Raw genomic sequence first — 19,591 nt, forward strand, 5'->3', positions numbered from 1 at the left:
AAATTCAAGTGTTAAGTCAACACGATTCGCCGAAAAGGCTCCTCGCGTTTTCTTTATCTTAGTTGAAAACCACTGAGTTTGTACGCAATTGACCAAAGCGATTCAGCTTTTTACGCACCTTGTTCTTCTTTTTGTTCAGCAACTGCTTTAGTTGCAAGAGCCAAGTTACGAATTGGAGCTTGAAGAACGCTAAGCAACATAGAAAGCAAGCCTTCTCTTGATGGAAGTTCTGCAAGAGCTTTAATTTCTTCAACAGTTGCAACATTTCCCTCAATCACACCAGCTTTAATTTCAAGCGCCTCATTCTTTTTCGCAAAATCGTTGAGGATTTTAGCAGGAGCTACTACATCATCTTTACTAAACGCAATTGCATTTGGACCAGTTAAGGCATCATTAAGACCTGTTAGTTCAGCTGCTTCAACCGCACGGCGTGACATTGTATTTTTATATACTTTAAATTCAATACCAGCTTCGCGTAGTTGTTTACGTAGTTCTGTCACTTGCGCAACAGTAAGACCGCGATAATCTACTACTACTGTAGAAACGCTTGATGTGAATTTCTCTGTAATTTCATCAACAAGTTGTTTCTTATTCTCAATTACTGTGCTCATCCTTACACCTCCCGGATTCAAGCTGACATTTATACCAATTTGTTTATCGACAGGTTTCTGTACGGGGTATTTCGCTTATAAAAAGCAAAAGAACCTCTATATTTCAGACATAGAGGTTCTTGCGTTCAATCGTAATTTAGGATTGATTATATCGCAATGACCTCGGCGGGAAATTAAGCTAATACTTATTGATTAGCACCTGCTGTCTACGGCACAAACGTTTATTTTATTATCAAACAGATAGTATTATATTCTATTGCCATCTGCATGTCAATGTTTCTTATAGAATGCCAGTTGTTTCCACTTTAACACCTGGTCCCATAGTTGAAGAAACCGTTACACTCTTCATATATTTACCTTTTGAAGAAGCAGGTTTTGCTTTAACTAAAGTTTCCAAAATCGTGTTATAGTTTTCCACTAACTTATCTTCAGCAAAAGATACTTTACCGATAGGAACGTGGATAATACCTGCTTTATCAGCACGGTACTCTACTTTACCAGCTTTAATTTCATTGATAGCTTTTTCAACATCGAATGTAACTGTTCCTGTTTTTGGATTTGGCATTAAACCTTTAGGTCCAAGTGTACGACCAAGTTTACCAACTTCACCCATCATATCAGGTGTTGCAACGACAACATCGAAATCAAGCCATCCTTGGTTAATTTTATTAATATATTCTGTATCACCGACATAATCCGCACCAGCAGCTTCTGCCTCTTTTGCCTTTTCACCTTTTGCAAATACTAGGACACGTTGAGTCTTACCAGTCCCATTAGGTAGAACAACTGCACCGCGAATTTGTTGATCCGCCTTTTTAACATCAATACCTAAACGGAATGCAACATCAACGGTTCCGTCGAATTTGGTGTAGTCAATTTTTTTAACAAGTTCAACAGCTTCTGCAATTGAGAATGCTTTTGAACGATCAATTTGATTAAAAGCTTCTGCGTATTTCTTGCCTTTTTTAGCCAATTCAATTTCCTCCTGTCATGTGGTTTTAGCGGAATGACCTCCCACGAAAAGAAGGGCACAAGCGATCATTTAGGGAATTCAAACTTCAGGAATCCCTCCAAGATAAAGAAAACATGATTAGCCTAACAAGGCGAACCGATGTTAACTAATTACTAGAGAAAACCTGTAATTTTGTAACTCACTAATATCTAGTCGAAATTACCCTTCTATCCTTCGGAAAAGGCGTAAACACCTTTTCCGTTCCTAACATCCAGCAATAAAGGAAGGCTATATTGTATAGCCTCCCTGCAAATACAACTTTTTAAAGTCGAAAATTAGTCTTCGATTTTAATACCCATGCTACGTGCAGTACCTTCAACCATTAACATAGCCGCTTCAACGCTAGCAGCATTCAAGTCTGGCATTTTTGTTTCAGCAATTTCACGTACTTTATCACGTTTTACAGTTGCAACTGTCTTTTTATTCGGTTCACCTGAACCAGAATCGATACCAGCTGCTTTTTTAAGTAATACTGCAGCGGGTGGAGTTTTTGTGATAAATGTAAAGGAACGATCCTCGAACACTGTGATTTCAACAGGAATTATAAGACCTGCTTGATCTTGAGTACGAGCGTTAAATTCCTTACAAAATCCCATGATATTTACACCTGCTTGCCCGAGTGCCGGTCCAACTGGTGGAGCTGGGTTTGCTTTACCTGCAGGAATTTGTAATTTTACAAGTTTGATTACTTTTTTAGCCACGAGACGCACCTCCTTAAAGTCCGTGATGTGGTAATAGGGCTTTAATACCCTCCCACTCATCTAAATATGCGTCGATTCAATCCATTCATTAAAGGACATACATCGACCTAAAGAATATTATCACTTTTCGCAAAGGATTTCAAGTTGTTCTTAACTTAATTTATCGATTTGTGTAAAATCTAACTCAACCGGTGTTTCTCTTCCGAACATATTAACCATAACTCTCGCTTTCCCTTTAGCTTGATCAATATCTTCAATTTTCCCTGTAAAGTTCGCAAATGGACCTTCTTTTACAGTAACTGTTTCACCTGACTCAAAATGAACATCAATTACCTTCTCATCCATTCCCATGCGTTTAAGTATGAAGCCGATTTCCTCTGGCAACAATGGAGTTGGTTTTGATCCGGAACCTGATGAACCAACAAATCCAGTAACTCCAGGAGTATTACGAACGACATACCAAGAATCATCCGTCATAATAATTTCGACTAGTACATATCCAGGAAATACCTTTTTCTTAACTACTTTCTTTTTCCCGTTTTTAATATCTGTTTCTTCATCTTCAGGGACTATAACCCGGAAAATTTTATCTTGCATGCCCATTGTTTCTACGCGTTTTTCAAGATTCGTCTTCACTTTATTCTCGTAACCGGAATAAGTATGGACGACATACCAGTTCTTTTCCATTTGTTAGGACGCTTGTCCTTCCCTCCCTATAAAATCTTAAGTGATTGGTTTATAGACATATCCATTTCCTTTTTACAAATCAAAAAACCCGGAGACCGGGCTTAAGTGAATTTATATATCTCTCATTATAGCATGAGAATGTTCATGTTATACAACTATTCAAGGATATAAGGAAATTTATTTTCCGATAATAAAACGCATGAAAAATGACAGGATATAATCAACTCCACCAAAAAAAAGCGCAAGTAAAACGACAGTAGCAATAACCGTAATTGTATAATTAGTTAGTTCTTTTCGTTTCGGCCAGCTGACCTTTCTCATCTCCGAACTGACGTTACGAAAGAATTGCATTACGCTTGACATGATTGTACCTCCAAATATTAGCATATATGGGAATAAAACTATTTTGTCTCTCTATGAATAGTTTGGGTATTACAATTTTTGCAGAATTTTTTTAATTCGAGGCGATCTGGAACCGTCACCATATTTTTATTAGTAGAATAGTTACGTGTTCCACATATTGTGCAGGCTAATGCGACTTTTTTCTTCATCGTGCATCACCTGCTTTCAAAGTTTAATATATCTTATAAAAAATATCACGTAAGTCAGTATCTGTCAATACGGCTCGTACTTTCAAATGCTAAACCCCTGCAGTTCCAGATATCGTTCTAGCTTCCTTTTCACTCTTTGTAAAGCGTTATCAATTGATTTTACATGACGATCCAATTCATCTGAAATCTCCTGATACGAGCGTCCGTCTAGGTAAAGTGCTAACACCTTTCGCTCGAGATCACTTAATAATTCCATGACCTTCTCTTCAATATTACTAATCTCTTCACGATTAATTAATAGTTCCTCAGGGTCAAGCATTTTGGCCCCCGAGATAACATCCATCAGTGTGCGATCAGATTCCTCGTCGTAAATAGGCTTGTCCAAAGATACATAGGAATTAAGAGGGATATGTTTTTGGCGGGTTGCCGTTTTGATTGCAGTGATCATTTGTCGTGTAATACAAAGTTCTGCAAATGCCTTAAAGGAAGCAAGCTTGTCTTCCTTAAAATCACGGATGGCTTTATAAAGCCCAATCATGCCCTCCTGAACAATATCCTCCCGATCCGCACCAATAAGAAAATATGAACGCGCCTTAGCTCTAACAAAATTACGATACTTGTTAATAAGATAATCGAGGGCTTCACTTTCCCCTTCTTGAATGAGCTCAATTAATTCTTCATCTTCCAGTAAATCAAAATTGATGCCGTCTAGTCTGATATTTGAGGTCACGCTGTTCCCCACCCTTGAAGTACATAGATAGAATTATTATACATACCAGAATTTTCAAACGTCAACCCTTTCATTTTTTCCCGCGACGCCATTTTTCAAAAACTGCAGCAACCTCATTGCTTAAAGGGATCTTGGAAGTTGGTACCATTTCCCTTTCCGTCTTTAATCTTCCGCTTATTTTTCGATCAATTGACTGTACTTCTATTAATAGTTCGCGCGCGGAAATTCTAAGAGCACCTTGACCAAAGATCGCCCATTGTTCTGTATAATCAGAGGTTGCTACATAAATTTGAGTTCGAATGTTTCCAAGCTCACGGGCTAGTTTTTCAATTCTTTCATCGGCTGTTTCTTCTGTCTTTGTATAGATTACATCTACTTTATGCTTTCGATATTTCTTTTCAATCCCTTTCACTTCGTAAGCATCAAACACAACTATTACTTTATAGCCCGTATATCCCTGATAATCCGCCATAACTTCAATAAGCCGATCCCGTGCCGCAGCAAGATCCGTTCTTTTTAATTCTATTAATTCCGGCCATGCACCGATGACATTGTAGCCGTCTACAAGTAGGATATCCATCGTTTAATCCTCTATTGAGTATCGCTTTCGATGAACCTCATACATCATTAAGGCAGCTGCAACAGAGGCATTAAGCGAAGTTACATGTCCAACCATAGGCAAACGAATTAGAAAATCACATTTTTCCCGGACAAGTCTTCCCATTCCTTTTCCTTCACTTCCAATTACAAGGGCTAGAGGCATAGAGGCGTCCATTTTTCGATAGTCTTGGCTTTCCCTTGCATCTGTACCGAATACCCAGATCCCCCGCTCCTTTAATTCATCGATTGTCATTGCGATATTAGTCACTCTCGCAACAGGTATATATTCGATAGCTCCTGTTGATAGTTTAGCAACAGTTGCTGTTAATCCAACAGATCTTCTTTTCGGGATAATAATCCCATGGACTCCGCACGCATCCGCCGTTCTTAATATCGATCCTAGATTATGAGGATCCTCTAATTCATCTAAAATGAGGAAAAATGGATCTTCTCCTTTTTCTTCGGCTCTTTTAAAGAGGTCCTCAAGTTCTGCATATTGGTATGCTGCTACTTGAGCAACGACCCCCTGATGATTTTCATTTGTAATTTGGTCAATCTTTTTTCGTGGAACGTATTGAATAAGAATATTACGTTCTTTAGCAAGCTTTACGATCGTTTGCATCGGTCCTCGTTGTGAACTTTCTGCAATCCAAATTTTATGAATATCACGCTCTGACTTTAATGTTTCAATAATGGAGTTTCTTCCTGCAATCCATTCCTGACTCATACTTTGACCTCTCCTCCATCTTCGACCTTGCGTATGGCCTCATCAATAATTTCATTTAAACGCTCTAAGTCATTAGCCAAGTAAACCCAACCAATAACGGCTTCAAAGGCGGTACTGTGACGATATGTTTGAACATCTGTATTTTTAGGAACAGTTTTTGATTTAGCATTTCTTCCACGGCGCATGACTGCCATTTCCTCGTCTGTTAAGAAACCTTCTTCGACCATTTTTCGTAAAATAGTGGATTGAGCCTTTGCGGAGACATATCGCGTAGCTTCCACATGGAGTTTATGGGGCTTTGTTTTCCCGCTTTGCAGAAGATGATGCCTGACGCGTACGTCATAAACGGCATCACCCATATAAGCTAGGGCCAAGCTATTAATTTGGCGAAAGTCTACTGTGCCTTTTTGGGGTTCTGTCATCACTAGCCCCGCCTCCATCTAGTTCCTTGGGGAGTATCTTCCAAAAGGATATTCCTTTCTTTCAATTGATCCCGAATTTCATCCGCCAATTGGAAATCGCGGTTTTTCCTTGCTTCTAATCGTTGCTCAATTAAGTTCTCTATTTCCTCGTCTAATAACTCCTTATCTTTCAACGGCAAACCAAGTACCGTGAAAAGTTCATCAAAAGCTTTCATGAAAGCTTCGATAACTTTAGAAGAAGTATTCTTTTCCATTAAATAATAATTAGCCTGCCTTGCCAATTCGAATAAAACAGTAATACCGTCTGCTGTATTAAAATCATCATCCATTTCTTCCTCAAATTCTGTGATTAACCCAGCAATCTTTTGTAACCATTCTTCATCGTTCTCAGCTAAATTTGCGCTAACTCCAAGACGATATTCTAAATTTTGATAAGATGTCTTAAGTCTTTCAAGTCCAACCCCGGCATTAGTAAGCAATTCATCATTGAAATTAATAGGATTGCGATAATGAACAGATAGCATGAAAAATCGCAATATATCTGGGTCAACTTTTTTAATAATATCATGTACTAAAACAAAATTTCCAAGAGACTTAGACATCTTTTCATTATTAATATTGATATATCCATTATGCATCCAATAACGGGCAAATGTTTTACCAGTAAGCGCCTCTGATTGAGCAATTTCATTTTCATGATGAGGGAAAGCCAAATCCTGTCCTCCCGCATGAATATCAATTGTATCACCTAAATATTTACGGGCCATCGCCGAGCATTCAATGTGCCATCCTGGTCTTCCTTTTCCCCATGGACTTTTCCATGAAATTTCTCCCTCTTTTGCTGACTTCCAAAGAGCAAAATCTAGAGCATCCTCCTTTTTCTCCCCAATCTCAATACGTGCCCCTACCTTTAAATCATCGATCGATTGATGGGATAGTTTGCCGTATCCATTGAAATTTCGAGTCTTATAATAAACATCGCCTTCAGATTCGTATGCATAGCCTTTATCGATTAATATTGCGATAAAATCGATGATCTCCTTCATATTTTCGGTTACTCTCGGATGCACATTGGCCTTCTTGCAACCTAGTGCAGCTACATCTTCAAAATAAGCATCAATAAATCTTTCCGCTACGGTTGGAACATCCGTTTCTAACTCTTTAGCTGTTTTAATCAACTTATCATCAACATCTGTAAAATTAGAAATAAATTGGACTTCATACCCTTTATATTCTAAATAGCGACGAACCGTATCGAATACGATTGCAGGTCTTGCGTTCCCAATATGAATATAGTTATAAACAGTTGGCCCACAAACATACATTTTTACTTTGCCTTCTTCTATTGGAACAAAGGACTCCTTCCTTCGAGTCAATGTATTATAAATTTGAATAGTCATCTCGATGACCCCTTTCGAAAATCTAACTTATATTTACCTCATCACAAATCTCTTTTATCTTTTTCTCTAATTCAATAAATTTATCCAATATTGGATCCGGGAGATCACTATGATTTAAATCATGCTTTAATTTAACTCCATCCCGTATAACTATCCGCCCAGGAATGCCGACAACTGTAGAATTGGCCGGAACATTTTTGAGAACAACTGAACCTGCCCCTACTTTGGAATTTGCTCCAATGACAATATTCCCAAGCACCTTCGCTCCTGTAGCAATGAGTGCATTATTTTCGATAGTAGGATGACGCTTCCCTTTTTCTTTTCCTGTTCCCCCAAGTGTCACCCCTTGATAAACGATCACATCATCACCAATTTCACATGTTTCTCCAATTACTACCCCCATACCATGGTCAATGAAAAAGCGACGACCAATAACCGCACCTGGATGAATTTCAATTCCAGTAAAAAATCGGCTAACTTGTGAAATGACCCTCGCTAGAAAATACAGTTTTCTTTTATAAAGGGCATGTGCAATTCGATGAGACCAAATAGCATGTATTCCAGAATAGGTTAAAACAACTTCCAGTGTGCTTCGGGCAGCAGGGTCTTGATCAAAGACAGTCTTAATATCCTCTTTCATTCTCTTGAACATAAGTGATGACCCCTTTCTCGAGGGTTTTATTAGAAAAGCACAAGCGCCTGTTCAGCGACGTACAAACTTTTTAAGCTTCTGACGAGATAAAGAAAACACGGTGAGCCAACAGGCGAACTGATGTTGACTTATCGTAGGAAGAAGCTGAAAGTTTGCTAGGCGCTGGAGCTAGACAATGAAAAGCACAAGCGCCTGTTTTCTGACGTTGTTCAGATCCATAGTTGTTTTTTAACTATAAAAAAACGCCTCTGAAAATAATCAGAGACGCTTATGGCGCGGTTCCACTCTGCTTGAATACTACCAAATTAATAGCAGTATTCCGGCTTGTTCTTGATAACGACAAGATCACCGCCCAAACCTACTGAGGCTTTCCTTTCAGTTTGGGACTCAGAGGTGCATGTTCAGAAAATGAGCGGTCAAAACCACTTTCAGCCAGTGATGGTTCTCTCTGAATGACATCATTTTCCTACTTTTCCTCTTCAACGCTTTTCATATATCTATAATATAATACATTTCATCAAAAATGTTAATAAGTAAACTAACCTCTAACAGACTACCTCTTCAAACTAGTTCTCAAGCAAACGCTCAAGTCTTCTTTTTATTTTGCCTTTTCCTAAAAGTTCTATAGCATTAGGAAGTTCTGGGCCGTGTGTCTGACCTGTAACAGCAACCCGAATCGGCATAAATAACTTTTTCCCTTTTTGTCCGGTTGCTTTTTGAACGGACTTAATCGCACTTTTAATACCTGCTGCTTCAAACGGATCAAGTGCATCCACTTCCTTATAAAAAGCAGCAAGGACTTCAGGAACTTGTTCCTCATCTAGCACAGTTTGAGCCTCTTCATTATAATCAAGTTCATCTTTAAAAAATAGTTCTGCAAGCTCGACGATTTCAGCTCCATAGCTCATTTGTTCTTGATATAAAGCAATCAGATTTCGCACCCATTCTTCTTCTTCAGGGCTCATTGTTTCACTAACTAAACCTGCCTTTTTCAAATGAGGGACTGATAATTCAATTACCTTATCTAGGTCAAGCTCTTTCATGTATTGATTATTCATCCAAAGCAGTTTTTGCTTATCGAATAATGCAGGTGATTTTGACAATCGGTTCGCATCGAAAATTTTAATAAACTCATCTTTTGAAAAAAGTTCTTCCTCGCCCTGTGGGGACCAGCCTAAAAGCGTAATAAAATTAAACAACGCTTCTGGTAAATACCCTAATTCATCATATTGCTCAATAAACTGAATGATTGTTTCATCACGCTTACTCAATTTCTTACGATTTTCATTAACAATTAATGTCATATGTCCATAAATAGGCGGTTCCCAACCAAATGACTCAAAAATCATTAATTGTTTCGGTGTATTGGATATATGATCATCTCCGCGTAGAACATGACTGATCTCCATTAAATGGTCATCAATCGCAACAGCAAAGTTATAGGTCGGAATTCCATCCTTTTTAACAATGACAAAATCACCAATACCATCTGATTCAAATGACACTTCATCTTTAACCATATCTTGAAATGCATAGACTTTACCCGCTGGAACTTTAAATCGAATGCTCGGCTTTCTTCCTTCAAGCTCAAGTTTTTCTTGCTCATCTTTAGTTAAGTGGCTGCACTTTCCAGAATAACGTGGCATTTCACCACGGGCTTTCTGAGCTTCACGCTCTGCCTCTAGTTCTTCTTCAGTACAGTAACACTTATAAGCTAATCCACGGTCTAATAAATCATCATAATACTCTTTATAAATAGACCCTCGCTCCGACTGACGATATGGGCCAAATCCACCATCACGATCAACACTTTCATCCCAGTCAATGCCGAGCCAATTTAAATACTTGAGCTGGCTTTCTTCTCCGCCTTCAATATTTCGCTTTTGGTCAGTATCTTCGATTCGAATAATGAGCTTTCCGCCTAAATTACGCGCAAATAAATAATTAAATAGCGCAGTACGTGCGTTTCCAATATGTAAATGCCCCGTTGGGCTCGGTGCATAGCGAACTCTTACTTGTTCTGTCATATTATTTTCCTCCATCTCTATTTCTATAAAGCCACTTCTAAGCTTCCCTCTTTTGAAGAAGTATAACTGCTTGAGATGCAATTCCCTCTTCTCTACCGACAAATCCCAGGCGTTCTGTAGTTGTCGCTTTCACATTTATTTGAGAGACATTAGCTTCCAGTAAATTAGCGATTCTCTCTCTGATTTTTTCAATATGCGGTGCCATTTTTGGCTTTTGTGCCATAATTGTACAGTCGATATTCACAAGTTCATAGCCTTTTTCTTTTACGATATTCCACACTTGAATGAGTAGTTCTGCCGAATCTGCATTTTTAAATTGGGGGTCTGTATCAGGGAAATGATGTCCAATATCCCCCTCTCCAATTGCGCCAAGGCATGCATCCGCCACTGTATGAAGCAATACATCCGCATCCGAATGGCCGATAAGACCTTTATCATATGGAATTTCAATACCGCCGATAATCAGTGGGCGATTTTCAGCAAATTGATGAACATCAAAGCCTTGTCCTATTCTAAACATTTCTTCTTCTCCTCCCATGCCTATGGGTAACCAAAGTCAATTATAGCTATTCTCTTTCCGTTTTTCCAAGATTGCTTTTGCAAAATATAAATCTTCTGGTGTCGTCAGTTTAATGTTATCATAATCACTCGCTACTATTTTCACGGGATGACCCATTCTTTCTACAAGAGCGGCCTCATCTGTACCCAAAAAGTCTTCACTTTTCGCCTGATCATGAGCGTCTTTTAAGACAGAATAGCGAAAAGCTTGTGGAGTCTGTATCTGCCACAAGCTAGATCGATCAATCGTCTCGGCTACTTCCATAGCATTTACTCTTTTTATCGTATCTTTCACCGGAACTGCTGCTATAGCTGCTCCATAATCAGAAGCAAAGCGAACTAATTGTTTGATTGTCTCAGCTTGGATAAAAGGTCGGGCACCATCATGAACAAGAATAATACCCTTATTATCCGCTGCTTTCAACCCATTATAAACGCTATATTGCCGCTCGCTACCCCCATCAACTATTCGGATTTTCGAGTAGTGATCTTTTTTAAAAATTTCTTCAAAAAGGATTTTATCATTAGGTTGAATAACTAATATAATTCTATTACAGCACGCATCTTTTAAAAAGATATTTAATGTATGATCGATAATAGGCCGATTATCTAAAGGTAAAAATAATTTATTATACCCTGCACCCATTCTTTTGCCTGATCCCGCAGCAGGAATAATCACCTGATAATTCATTAATGTGTATTCCCCTATCTTACAAGGCTGTCTCCATCAATTTGGGCTTGGCAAAAATCATCCTTCCAGCAGAAGTTTGAAGTACACTGGTCACAACAACATCAATACGTTTTCCAATGAAATTTCTGCCTTCTTCAACGACAATCATTGTTCCATCATCCAAATAAGCAACACCTTGATTGTATTCTTTTCCGTCTTTAATAACCTGAATATTTAACTCTTCGCCAGGAAGTACAACCGGCTTAACCGCATTAGCTAAATCATTAATGTTTAAAACACTAACATTTTGAAACTCACACACTTTATTTAAATTATAATCGTTCGTCACGACAGTACCATTTGTTAACTTTGCTAATTTTACAAGCTTACTATCAACTTCTTGGACATCTTCAAAGTCTCCCTCGTACATTTCCACCGGAATATTTACTTCTTTTTGGATCCGATTCAAAATATCAAGACCTCTTCTACCTCTATTCCTCTTCAATGCATCGGATGAATCAGCGATATGCTGTAATTCTTCAAGCACGAATTGAGGGATTACAATCGTACCATCTAAAAAACCAGTTTGACAAATATCAGCGATTCTGCCATCAATAATGACACTTGTGTCCAATATCTTCATATTTTTGAAGGAGAAACCTTTTTTACCTTCCTCTTCTTCACCAACCCGTTTTTTCCCTGCGCGATTCATAGAAAATAAATTCATTAACTCATCACGCTTTTTAAAGCCCACCTGGAAACCGAGATAACCGAGAAGCAAGGTTAATAATATGGGAACAAACGCATCAAGTACAGGAAAGAGCATCCTATTAATAGCAAGACCTGTTAAAAAGGCAACGAGTAAACCAAAGATTAAACCTAGACTGCCAAATAGAATATCCGTGATCGGTGCTTTCACGAGCAGATCCTCAACATGTTTAATTCCATTTACAATCAAATCGACAGCCCAAAAAGTAATAAGATAAAAAATAATTGCACCACTAATCGCAGTAATATAAGGATTATTAATTAAAATTACCTCTTCAAGACTAACTAATTCCAGTAAAGCCGGGATAAGAAAAACTCCTAAAGTGCCACCAAGAAGTAAAAAACACGCTTGCACAATTTTCCTTAACATCCACTCCTTCACCTCCTGTTATCATTATAAACAATAAAATAGTATTAAAACCGAAAGTCCCTCTTTTTTAACCCTTTATTAATCATTTGGTAATATTTTCAGGAATCAAACGCGTGTTTTAAGGCCTCCCCAACTGTCCCTACTCCAATCACTTCGATTCCTTTAGGAGCTCTCCAACCTCCAAGATTATTCGCTGGCACGATAATACGCAAAAAACCCAATTTTGCAGCTTCCTGTACACGTTGCTCGATTCTTGATACACGGCGAACTTCTCCAGTCAATCCTACTTCACCAATAATACAATCTGTTGGCCTCGTTTGTTTATCACGAAAGCTTGAGGCAATACTAACGGCAACTGCTAGGTCTATCGCTGGTTCATCAAGTTTTACGCCTCCTGCAACTTTTAAATAGGCATCTTGATTTTGCAATAATAATCCTACCCGCTTTTCCAAAACAGCCATCAATAAAGAGACTCTATTGTGGTCGATCCCCGTTGCCATTCTTCTCGGATTACCAAAACTAGTAGGGGAAATTAATGCTTGAATTTCTACTAGGACTGGTCTTGTTCCTTCCATAGAAGCTACAACTGTTGAACCTGATGCCCCCTTTGATCTTTCCTCTAGAAAGATTTCAGAAGGATTCGCTACTTCTTCAAGGCCAGATTCCTTCATCTCAAAAATACCCATTTCATTGGTAGAACCGAACCGGTTTTTTACCGCTCGCAAAATTCTATATGTGTGATGTCGCTCACCTTCAAAATATAGAACAGTATCAACCATATGTTCAAGTAAACGAGGACCCGCAATAGCACCTTCCTTTGTGACATGCCCCACAATGAAAATCGCAATTCCCTTTGTTTTTGCGATCCGCATTAATTCTGCCGTACATTCACGAACCTGTGAAACACTACCAGGCGCAGAGGTGACTTCAGGATGATAGACGGTTTGAATGGAGTCAATCACTACAATTTGCGGAGATATTTCTTCAATTGTATGATGGATAGATTCCAAGTTTGTTTCAGCATATATATATAATTCAGGTGAAGAAATAAGCAGGCGATCCGCTCGGAGTTTCGTTTGTCTTATAGACTCTTCCCCGGAAATGTAAAGAACCTTATGTTTTAACACAGAAAGTTGATTGGATACCTGAAGTAAAAGCGTTGATTTTCCAATTCCCGGATCTCCTCCTATGAGTATAAGAGATCCTGCTACAACTCCCCCTCCAAGAACACGATTAAGTTCTTTCATTTGCGTCGGTATACGCGGTTCATGTTGCGTTTCAATAGATGTAATTGGAGTCGCTTTCGAGGCAACAGTAGAATCTGAATGTTGAAAAGATCGTTTTGGCTGTTTTCCAACAATATCAACTTCTTCAACCATCTGATTCCATTCCCCACAACCCGGGCAACGTCCCATCCACTTAGCAGATTCGTACCCACATGTTTGACAAATATACTTTGTCTTTTTCTTAGTCATTTCTTAACTCCTTCTTCTGATAATCCTCCATATGATAAGAAAAGCACCAGCGCCCGCTTTGAGATGTACAAACTTTCTAAGCTTCTAATAAAGAAATACGCGGCGTGGGACGAGCCGATGTTAACTTACCATAGGAAGAAGCTGAAAGGTTACTAGTCGCTGGGCGCTGGAACTAGACCGTACTCTAGTTAAATTTTATACTCCATTTTTCTATAAACAAACGGGGTATTTTCATGATACCCCGTTTGTTTAGTTAAGAAACTATAAGCTTTCATCTTTGCTATTATGATACAGACTTTTCCGTTGTTTTTACAGTAAATTCTCCATTTTCCACATCGATCACAATGTGCATGCCTGGAGAAATATTACCTTTAAGCAGTTCTTCAGAAAGTCGATCTTCTATGAGCTTTTGAATCGCTCTTCTTAGAGGTCTTGCACCATATTCTGGATCATAGCCTTCCTCTGTAATTTTATCTTTTGCTGCATCAGTTAGTTCGAGGTCCATTTCTTGATCTCGCAATCGTTTCACTAATTGATCGACCATTAATGTTACAATTTCTTTCAAGTGTGGTTTTTCCAATGCATGGAAGACAATCATTTCATCAATTCGGTTTAAAAATTCAGGGCGGAAGGCTTTTTTCAATTCCTCTAAAACTTTACCCTTCATATCTTTGTAATCCTGTTCCCCATCCTGAATACTAAAACCAACATACTTATTCCGTTTTAATGCTTCTGCACCAACATTAGATGTAAGAATTAAGACTGTGTTTCTAAAATCAACTGTTCGCCCCTTTGAATCTGTTAAACGCCCATCTTCCAGTACTTGCAGCAAGATGTTAAAGACATCTGGGTGTGCCTTTTCCATTTCATCCAAGAGGATAACTGAATAGGGCTTTCTTCTAACTTTCTCAGTAAGTTGGCCACCTTCTTCAAATCCAACATACCCTGGAGGAGAACCGACTAATCTAGATGTTGAATGCTTTTCCATGTATTCGGACATATCAATTCGGATCATCGCGTCTTCATCACCAAACATGGCCTCTGCAAGGGCTCTAGCCAACTCAGATTTTCCTATTCCAGTTGGTCCTAGGAAAATAAAAGATCCGATTGGACGTTTTGGATCTTTAAGACCAGCCCGCGCTCGACGAACAGCTTTAGCTATTGCTTTTACAGCTTCTTCCTGCCCAATTACTCTGGAGTGCAATATTTCTTCTAATTTTAGTAGTTTTTCGGTTTCAGTAGCTGCAATTTTAGCTACTGGGATTCCAGTCCAGTTAGCTACGACAGTTGCAATATCATCTACAGTAACCTCTGTATTTTCTTGACCTTGTCTTTCCTTCCAAGTCTTCTTCGTATCCTCTAATTGTTCGCGAAGACGTTGCTCAGAATCCCTTAGTGATGCTGCCTTTTCAAACTCCTGACTTTGAACAGCTGCATCCTTTTCCTTCCGTATGGATTCTAGCTTCACTTCCATCTCCTTTAAATTAGGTGGAGTTGTGTAGGAACGCAGGCGAACTTTAGAACCAGCTTCATCAATTAGGTCAATCGCTTTATCAGGTAAGAAACGGTCAGAAATATAACGATCAGATAAATTAACAGCAGCTTCTATTGCCTCATCAGTTATTGATACACGATGGTGAGCCTCATATCGGTCTCGAAGTCCTTTTAGTATTTGGATAGACTCTTCAATCGTCGGTTCGTCCACTTGGATTGGTTGAAAGCGACGCTCAAGAGCTGCATCTTTTTCAATATACTTGCGATACTCATCTAGAGTTGTTGCCCCAATACACTGTAATTCACCTCGTGCAAGTGATGGTTTCAAAATATTGGATGCATCAATGGCTCCCTCCGCCCCACCTGCTCCAATTAAAGTGTGAAGCTCATCAATAAATAAAATAATATTTCCAGCTTGGCGAATTTCATCCATTACTTTTTTCAAACGATCTTCAAATTCACCCCGATATTTTGTACCTGCAACCACTGTTCCCATATCAAGGGTCATAACACGTTTGTCACGCAATATTTCTGGAACCTCATTTTGTATAATTTGCTGAGCCAACCCTTCAGCAATTGCCGTTTTTCCAACTCCCGGCTCTCCTATAAGGACTGGATTATTTTTTGTACGTCTACTTAGTACTTCAATGACTCTTTGGATTTCCTTACTCCGTCCAATAACTGGATCAAGGCTTCCTTCCCTTGCAATGGCCGTCAAATCTCTTGCTAGTCCATCCAATGTTGGTGTATTAGCACTTGATGCAGTTCCTGAACCATGGCTACTGGCCTCACTGTTCCCTAACAGTTGAAGTACCTGTTGACGTGCCTTATTCAGACTTACTCCTAAATTAGTAAGTACTCTTGCTGCCACACCTTCTCCTTCACGGATTAAACCTAGCAAGATATGTTCTGTCCCTACATAAGAGTGTCCAAGCTTTCGTGCCTCATCCATAGAAAGCTCAATTACCTTTTTTGCACGTGGTGTGTAGTGGAGATTTTGAGTTTGATCATTGCCACGACCGATTAAATTTTCTACTTCCTTTTGGATTTTTTCAGAACCTAACCCAAGTCCAAATAAGGCTTTCGCAGCTATACCCTCTCCCTCTTTAACCAAGCCGAGCAGAATATGCTCTGTACCTATATTGCTATGTCCAAGACGGATTGCTTCTTCCTGTGATAATGCTAAAACCTTCTGTGCTCTCTCCGTAAATCGACCAAACATCATATCATATTCCTCCTAACGATCTTTCTCTTCTAATTTCAATCGTTCCCGAATAAATGTTGCTCTTTTTATATCACGTTCTGCTGGGCGTAGAGGCCCACCAGCATATTGCTGTAAAAAGCCAGGCTGAGTCAAAATCATAAGTTCATTCAATATATTTTTAGAAAGTTGTTTAATATATCCTAAATCTATACCCAATCTTACATCTGATAAACGTTCCGCAGCCTCTTTTGTTTCAATTACTCGACTATTTGCTAAAATCCCATATGAACGGAATACCCTATCCTCTAATTGTATGTTAGACGTTTTAACTAATGATTGCCTTGCCGACCTTTCCTGAGCAATAATCTGTTTTACTACACTAATCAAGTCACCTACAATATCTTCTTCAGATTTACCTAGAGTAATCTGATTAGAAATTTGGAATATATTCCCGAGCGCCTCACTACCTTCACCATATATACCTCTTACTACAAGCCCTAATTGATTAATAGCAGGAATAATACGATTCATTTGTCGAGTAAGAATTAACCCAGGTAAGTGGACCATTACAGATGCTCTTAGTCCCGTACCAACGTTTGTTGGACAACTTGTTAAATACCCAAAGTCCTCATCGAAGGCGTAGTCAAGCTTTGCCTCTAGTACATCATCAATTTCATTAGCTCGCTTCAAAGCTTCATTAATTTGTAGGCCGGGAAATAAACATTGAATACGAATATGATCTTCCTCATTTATCATAATACTAATATCTTCACTATCTGATAATACGACTGCACCATGGGATGAGTTTTCCGCCAATTGTGGACTGATTAAATGCTTCTCAACAAGAACCCTTTTTTGTAAAGACTTTAAATTATCAATTTCTAAAAAATCCATCTCACCATAATTCTGCAGAGATTTTGATTCTATAATTTTATTGATACTAGTGATAATTTCTCTTGCTTCTTCATTACTAAAAATAGTTGGGAATTTATAATTCCGCAAATTCCGTGCATATCGAATACGAGAACTTAAAATAATGTCAGAGTCTGGACCTTCAGCATTCATCCACGAACTAACAGCTTTATTAAGAAACTTTTCGAGACTCACTGTCCATTCCCCTCCCCATCTAACAAATTATTTTCCAAGGAGCGAATTTGGTCTCGCACTTCAGCTGCCTTTTCAAACTCCTCATCGGCAATTAAAGATTGCAGTTCTGCTTTTAACGTTTGAATCTTCTTCCTTACATGAATGGAACCTCCAATTCTTTTCGGAACTTTCCCGCCATGCTTTACATTTCCACTGTGTAGCCTTTTTAAAATTGGAGTAATCTTGTTATGGAAAGTTTTATAACAATTTGTACAACCGAAGCGTCCAATATTTACAAATTGTTGATATGTCATCTTACAAACATCACATTGAACGGGGGCTTGTGGTTGAGAAGACTGCGATGATTTACTTTGCTGAAAAGCTGTTGAATCCCAATTAAGCAGACCTGCTAGTAGATCATTGAAGGAGAAACCAGTGCTACCTTCCGACATAAATAATTCCCCTTTTTCATGAGCGCACTTTTCACATAGCTGTATCGTCGTCTTTTCCCCATTGACTACCTGTGTAAAATGAACAGCCGCTGGTCTTTCATTGCACTTTTGACAGATCATCCGATTTCACCTTACCTTTTTATTCGTATTTAATAGCGTAAAGCATAGCTTTCAATATTCGTGCACGCAACTCATCTCTTTGTGGTAATTCTATATATATAACGGACCGATCCATCACGCTTAACATTAACCTAGCTTCCCTATTTGAGATAACTTCTTCCTCAACTAAGCGCAATATAATATCCTGAGCACTAGCTTGAGATATTTTATTTCCGGTTAAAGCGGACAATTGGTCAATTAAATGGACCTTATCATGTGATCTAACCTTGGTGATTCGGATATAGCCCCCGCCCCCTCGCTTACTTTCTACTAAATAACCTCTTTCGATTGTAAAACGAGTATTAATGACATAGTTAATTTGAGAGGGGACACATTGAAATTTATCGGCCACTTCACTTCTTTTAATCTCCACAATTTCAGTATCACTTAATTCAAGTACCCTTTTTAAATAATTTTCTATGATGTCCGATATATTTCTCAACACTCCAACCTCCTCTCATAAAATTTTCAACAACTGACTTTGACTATATTTGACTTAATTATACACAAAAGGGTAAATAAAAATCAATTATCTACTTAATGACCATAGGAATATTTTATCCATGAACAACAAAATTGAAACCATAGAAGTTAACTTTCAAAATAACAAATTAGATATGCAGGGGGATTCAGTCTGAAACTATTATGTTTAATGCATTAAAAAAGACATCCAATTTTGAATGTCTTTGATTTTCCTTACAACGTCTTGTTCTCTCAAGGAGGAAGTCCCTTCCTGCCATCGACACTGAAAAACTTAACTGCGTGTTGTGGATCAGGATGACCCGTTTCACTTCCTCAATCTCATAGGCATAGTCCGGATCTCTCTCTGATCCTCGCTTGTTTAAAAAGAGAACCTCTTCATTATGTACAAAACCTTCGGTTTAAATAAACAAAAAAGACACCCACATGTGGATGTCTTGATTGCCTGGCAACGTCCTGCTCTCACAAGGGGAAGCCCCTTACTACCATCGGCGCTGAAGAGCTTAACTGCCGTGTTCGAGATGGGAACGGGTGTGACCTCTTCGCTATCGTCACCAGACTACTTGCACAGGATGTGCTGACTTCTGCGTTGCTCACAGGACGTGAGCGATCTTAGCAGAAGATCCTTTTAATGAGGTTCATTCCCTCAAAACCAGATAAAAGAGAAGTAGTAATCGAAAAACATTTGTTTGATTAAGCCCTTGACCGATTAGTATCCGTCAGCTCCATGTGTCGCCACACTTCCACCTCAGACC

At 38.7% G+C, this 19,591-nt stretch carries 21 protein-coding genes, 1 rRNA gene and 2 other annotated features; all 22 genes read right to left on the reverse strand.

Annotated elements, in window-relative coordinates; all coding sequences use genetic code 11:
• Positions 1–110: 110 nt before the first annotated feature.
• The gene (rplJ, locus tag BN1243_RS13670) at positions 111–611 is read right to left on the reverse strand and encodes a 50S ribosomal protein L10 (protein ID WP_062107688.1); all 501 of its coding nucleotides are present in this window, start codon (positions 609–611) and stop codon (positions 111–113) included.
• A gap of 77 nt (positions 612–688) precedes the next feature.
• Positions 689–841, reverse strand: a sequence feature (ribosomal protein L10 leader region).
• A gap of 50 nt (positions 842–891) precedes the next feature.
• Positions 892–1,584, reverse strand: a complete 693-nt coding sequence (rplA, locus tag BN1243_RS13675; protein WP_062107696.1) for a 50S ribosomal protein L1 — start codon at positions 1,582–1,584, stop codon at positions 892–894.
• Between the two features lie 314 nt (positions 1,585–1,898).
• A complete protein-coding gene (gene rplK / locus BN1243_RS13680; RefSeq protein WP_062107698.1) occupies positions 1,899–2,324 on the reverse strand; it encodes a 50S ribosomal protein L11 in 426 nt (141 codons plus the stop codon).
• Between the two features lie 150 nt (positions 2,325–2,474).
• The gene (nusG, locus tag BN1243_RS13685) at positions 2,475–3,011 is read right to left on the reverse strand and encodes a transcription termination/antitermination protein NusG (RefSeq protein ID WP_062107700.1); all 537 of its coding nucleotides are present in this window, start codon (positions 3,009–3,011) and stop codon (positions 2,475–2,477) included.
• Between the two features lie 177 nt (positions 3,012–3,188).
• Entirely contained in the window at positions 3,189–3,374 is a 186-nt protein-coding gene (secE, locus tag BN1243_RS13690; protein WP_062107701.1) for a preprotein translocase subunit SecE, read from the reverse strand.
• A 38-nt stretch (positions 3,375–3,412) separates the two neighbouring features.
• Positions 3,413–3,562, reverse strand: coding sequence for a 50S ribosomal protein L33 (gene rpmG, locus BN1243_RS21835; RefSeq protein ID WP_084781927.1), 150 nt, complete (start codon positions 3,560–3,562; stop codon positions 3,413–3,415).
• A gap of 82 nt (positions 3,563–3,644) precedes the next feature.
• A complete protein-coding gene (gene sigH, locus BN1243_RS13695) occupies positions 3,645–4,292 on the reverse strand; it encodes an RNA polymerase sporulation sigma factor SigH (protein ID WP_062107702.1) in 648 nt (215 codons plus the stop codon).
• A 70-nt stretch (positions 4,293–4,362) separates the two neighbouring features.
• The gene (locus tag BN1243_RS13700; RefSeq protein ID WP_062107703.1) at positions 4,363–4,872 is read right to left on the reverse strand and encodes an NYN domain-containing protein; all 510 of its coding nucleotides are present in this window, start codon (positions 4,870–4,872) and stop codon (positions 4,363–4,365) included.
• A 3-nt stretch (positions 4,873–4,875) separates the two neighbouring features.
• Positions 4,876–5,619: a 23S rRNA (guanosine(2251)-2'-O)-methyltransferase RlmB gene (rlmB, locus tag BN1243_RS13705; RefSeq protein WP_062107704.1), complete on the reverse strand. Its 744-nt coding sequence runs from the start codon at positions 5,617–5,619 to the stop codon at positions 4,876–4,878.
• Positions 5,616–6,041, reverse strand: coding sequence for a Mini-ribonuclease 3 (locus tag BN1243_RS13710; protein WP_062107706.1), 426 nt, complete (start codon positions 6,039–6,041; stop codon positions 5,616–5,618). The genes rlmB and BN1243_RS13710 overlap by 4 nt, the downstream gene beginning before the upstream one ends.
• Before the next feature lie 2 nt (positions 6,042–6,043).
• Positions 6,044–7,441 (reverse strand): cysteine--tRNA ligase, encoded by a 1,398-nt coding sequence (cysS, locus tag BN1243_RS13715; protein WP_062107708.1) that lies wholly within the window; start codon positions 7,439–7,441, stop codon positions 6,044–6,046.
• A gap of 22 nt (positions 7,442–7,463) precedes the next feature.
• A complete protein-coding gene (cysE, locus tag BN1243_RS13720; protein ID WP_062107710.1) occupies positions 7,464–8,093 on the reverse strand; it encodes a serine O-acetyltransferase in 630 nt (209 codons plus the stop codon).
• 257 nt (positions 8,094–8,350) lie between these two features.
• Positions 8,351–8,585, reverse strand: a binding site (T-box leader).
• A 74-nt stretch (positions 8,586–8,659) separates the two neighbouring features.
• Complete coding sequence (gene gltX / locus BN1243_RS13725; RefSeq protein WP_062107712.1) at positions 8,660–10,120, reverse strand: glutamate--tRNA ligase; 1,461 nt, start codon at positions 10,118–10,120, stop codon at positions 8,660–8,662.
• A 37-nt stretch (positions 10,121–10,157) separates the two neighbouring features.
• The gene (gene ispF, locus BN1243_RS13730; protein ID WP_062107714.1) at positions 10,158–10,640 is read right to left on the reverse strand and encodes a 2-C-methyl-D-erythritol 2,4-cyclodiphosphate synthase; all 483 of its coding nucleotides are present in this window, start codon (positions 10,638–10,640) and stop codon (positions 10,158–10,160) included.
• A 36-nt stretch (positions 10,641–10,676) separates the two neighbouring features.
• Complete coding sequence (ispD, locus tag BN1243_RS13735; protein WP_062107716.1) at positions 10,677–11,369, reverse strand: 2-C-methyl-D-erythritol 4-phosphate cytidylyltransferase; 693 nt, start codon at positions 11,367–11,369, stop codon at positions 10,677–10,679.
• A gap of 19 nt (positions 11,370–11,388) precedes the next feature.
• Positions 11,389–12,486, reverse strand: a complete 1,098-nt coding sequence (locus BN1243_RS13740) for a PIN/TRAM domain-containing protein (RefSeq protein WP_062107718.1) — start codon at positions 12,484–12,486, stop codon at positions 11,389–11,391.
• 98 nt (positions 12,487–12,584) lie between these two features.
• Positions 12,585–13,961 (reverse strand): DNA repair protein RadA, encoded by a 1,377-nt coding sequence (gene radA, locus BN1243_RS13745; RefSeq protein WP_062107721.1) that lies wholly within the window; start codon positions 13,959–13,961, stop codon positions 12,585–12,587.
• A gap of 283 nt (positions 13,962–14,244) precedes the next feature.
• Positions 14,245–16,680 carry an ATP-dependent protease ATP-binding subunit ClpC gene (gene clpC, locus BN1243_RS13750; RefSeq protein WP_062107723.1) on the reverse strand — a complete coding sequence of 812 codons (2,436 nt, stop codon included), beginning with the start codon at positions 16,678–16,680 and terminating at the stop codon, positions 14,245–14,247.
• A 12-nt stretch (positions 16,681–16,692) separates the two neighbouring features.
• The gene (locus tag BN1243_RS13755) at positions 16,693–17,766 is read right to left on the reverse strand and encodes a protein-arginine kinase McsB (RefSeq protein ID WP_062107725.1); all 1,074 of its coding nucleotides are present in this window, start codon (positions 17,764–17,766) and stop codon (positions 16,693–16,695) included.
• A complete protein-coding gene (locus BN1243_RS13760; RefSeq protein WP_062107727.1) occupies positions 17,763–18,317 on the reverse strand; it encodes a protein-arginine kinase activator protein McsA in 555 nt (184 codons plus the stop codon). The genes BN1243_RS13755 and BN1243_RS13760 overlap by 4 nt, the downstream gene beginning before the upstream one ends.
• 19 nt (positions 18,318–18,336) lie before the next feature.
• Positions 18,337–18,798, reverse strand: coding sequence for a CtsR family transcriptional regulator (locus tag BN1243_RS13765; protein WP_062107729.1), 462 nt, complete (start codon positions 18,796–18,798; stop codon positions 18,337–18,339).
• A 481-nt stretch (positions 18,799–19,279) separates the two neighbouring features.
• Positions 19,280–19,395, reverse strand: a 5S ribosomal RNA gene (rrf, locus tag BN1243_RS13770).
• Positions 19,396–19,591: the final 196 nt, after the last annotated feature.

Origin of the sequence: Bacillus niameyensis (assembly GCF_001375535.1) — a bacterium.
GTDB classification, from domain to species: domain Bacteria; phylum Bacillota; class Bacilli; order Bacillales; family Bacillaceae_C; genus Lederbergia; species Lederbergia niameyensis.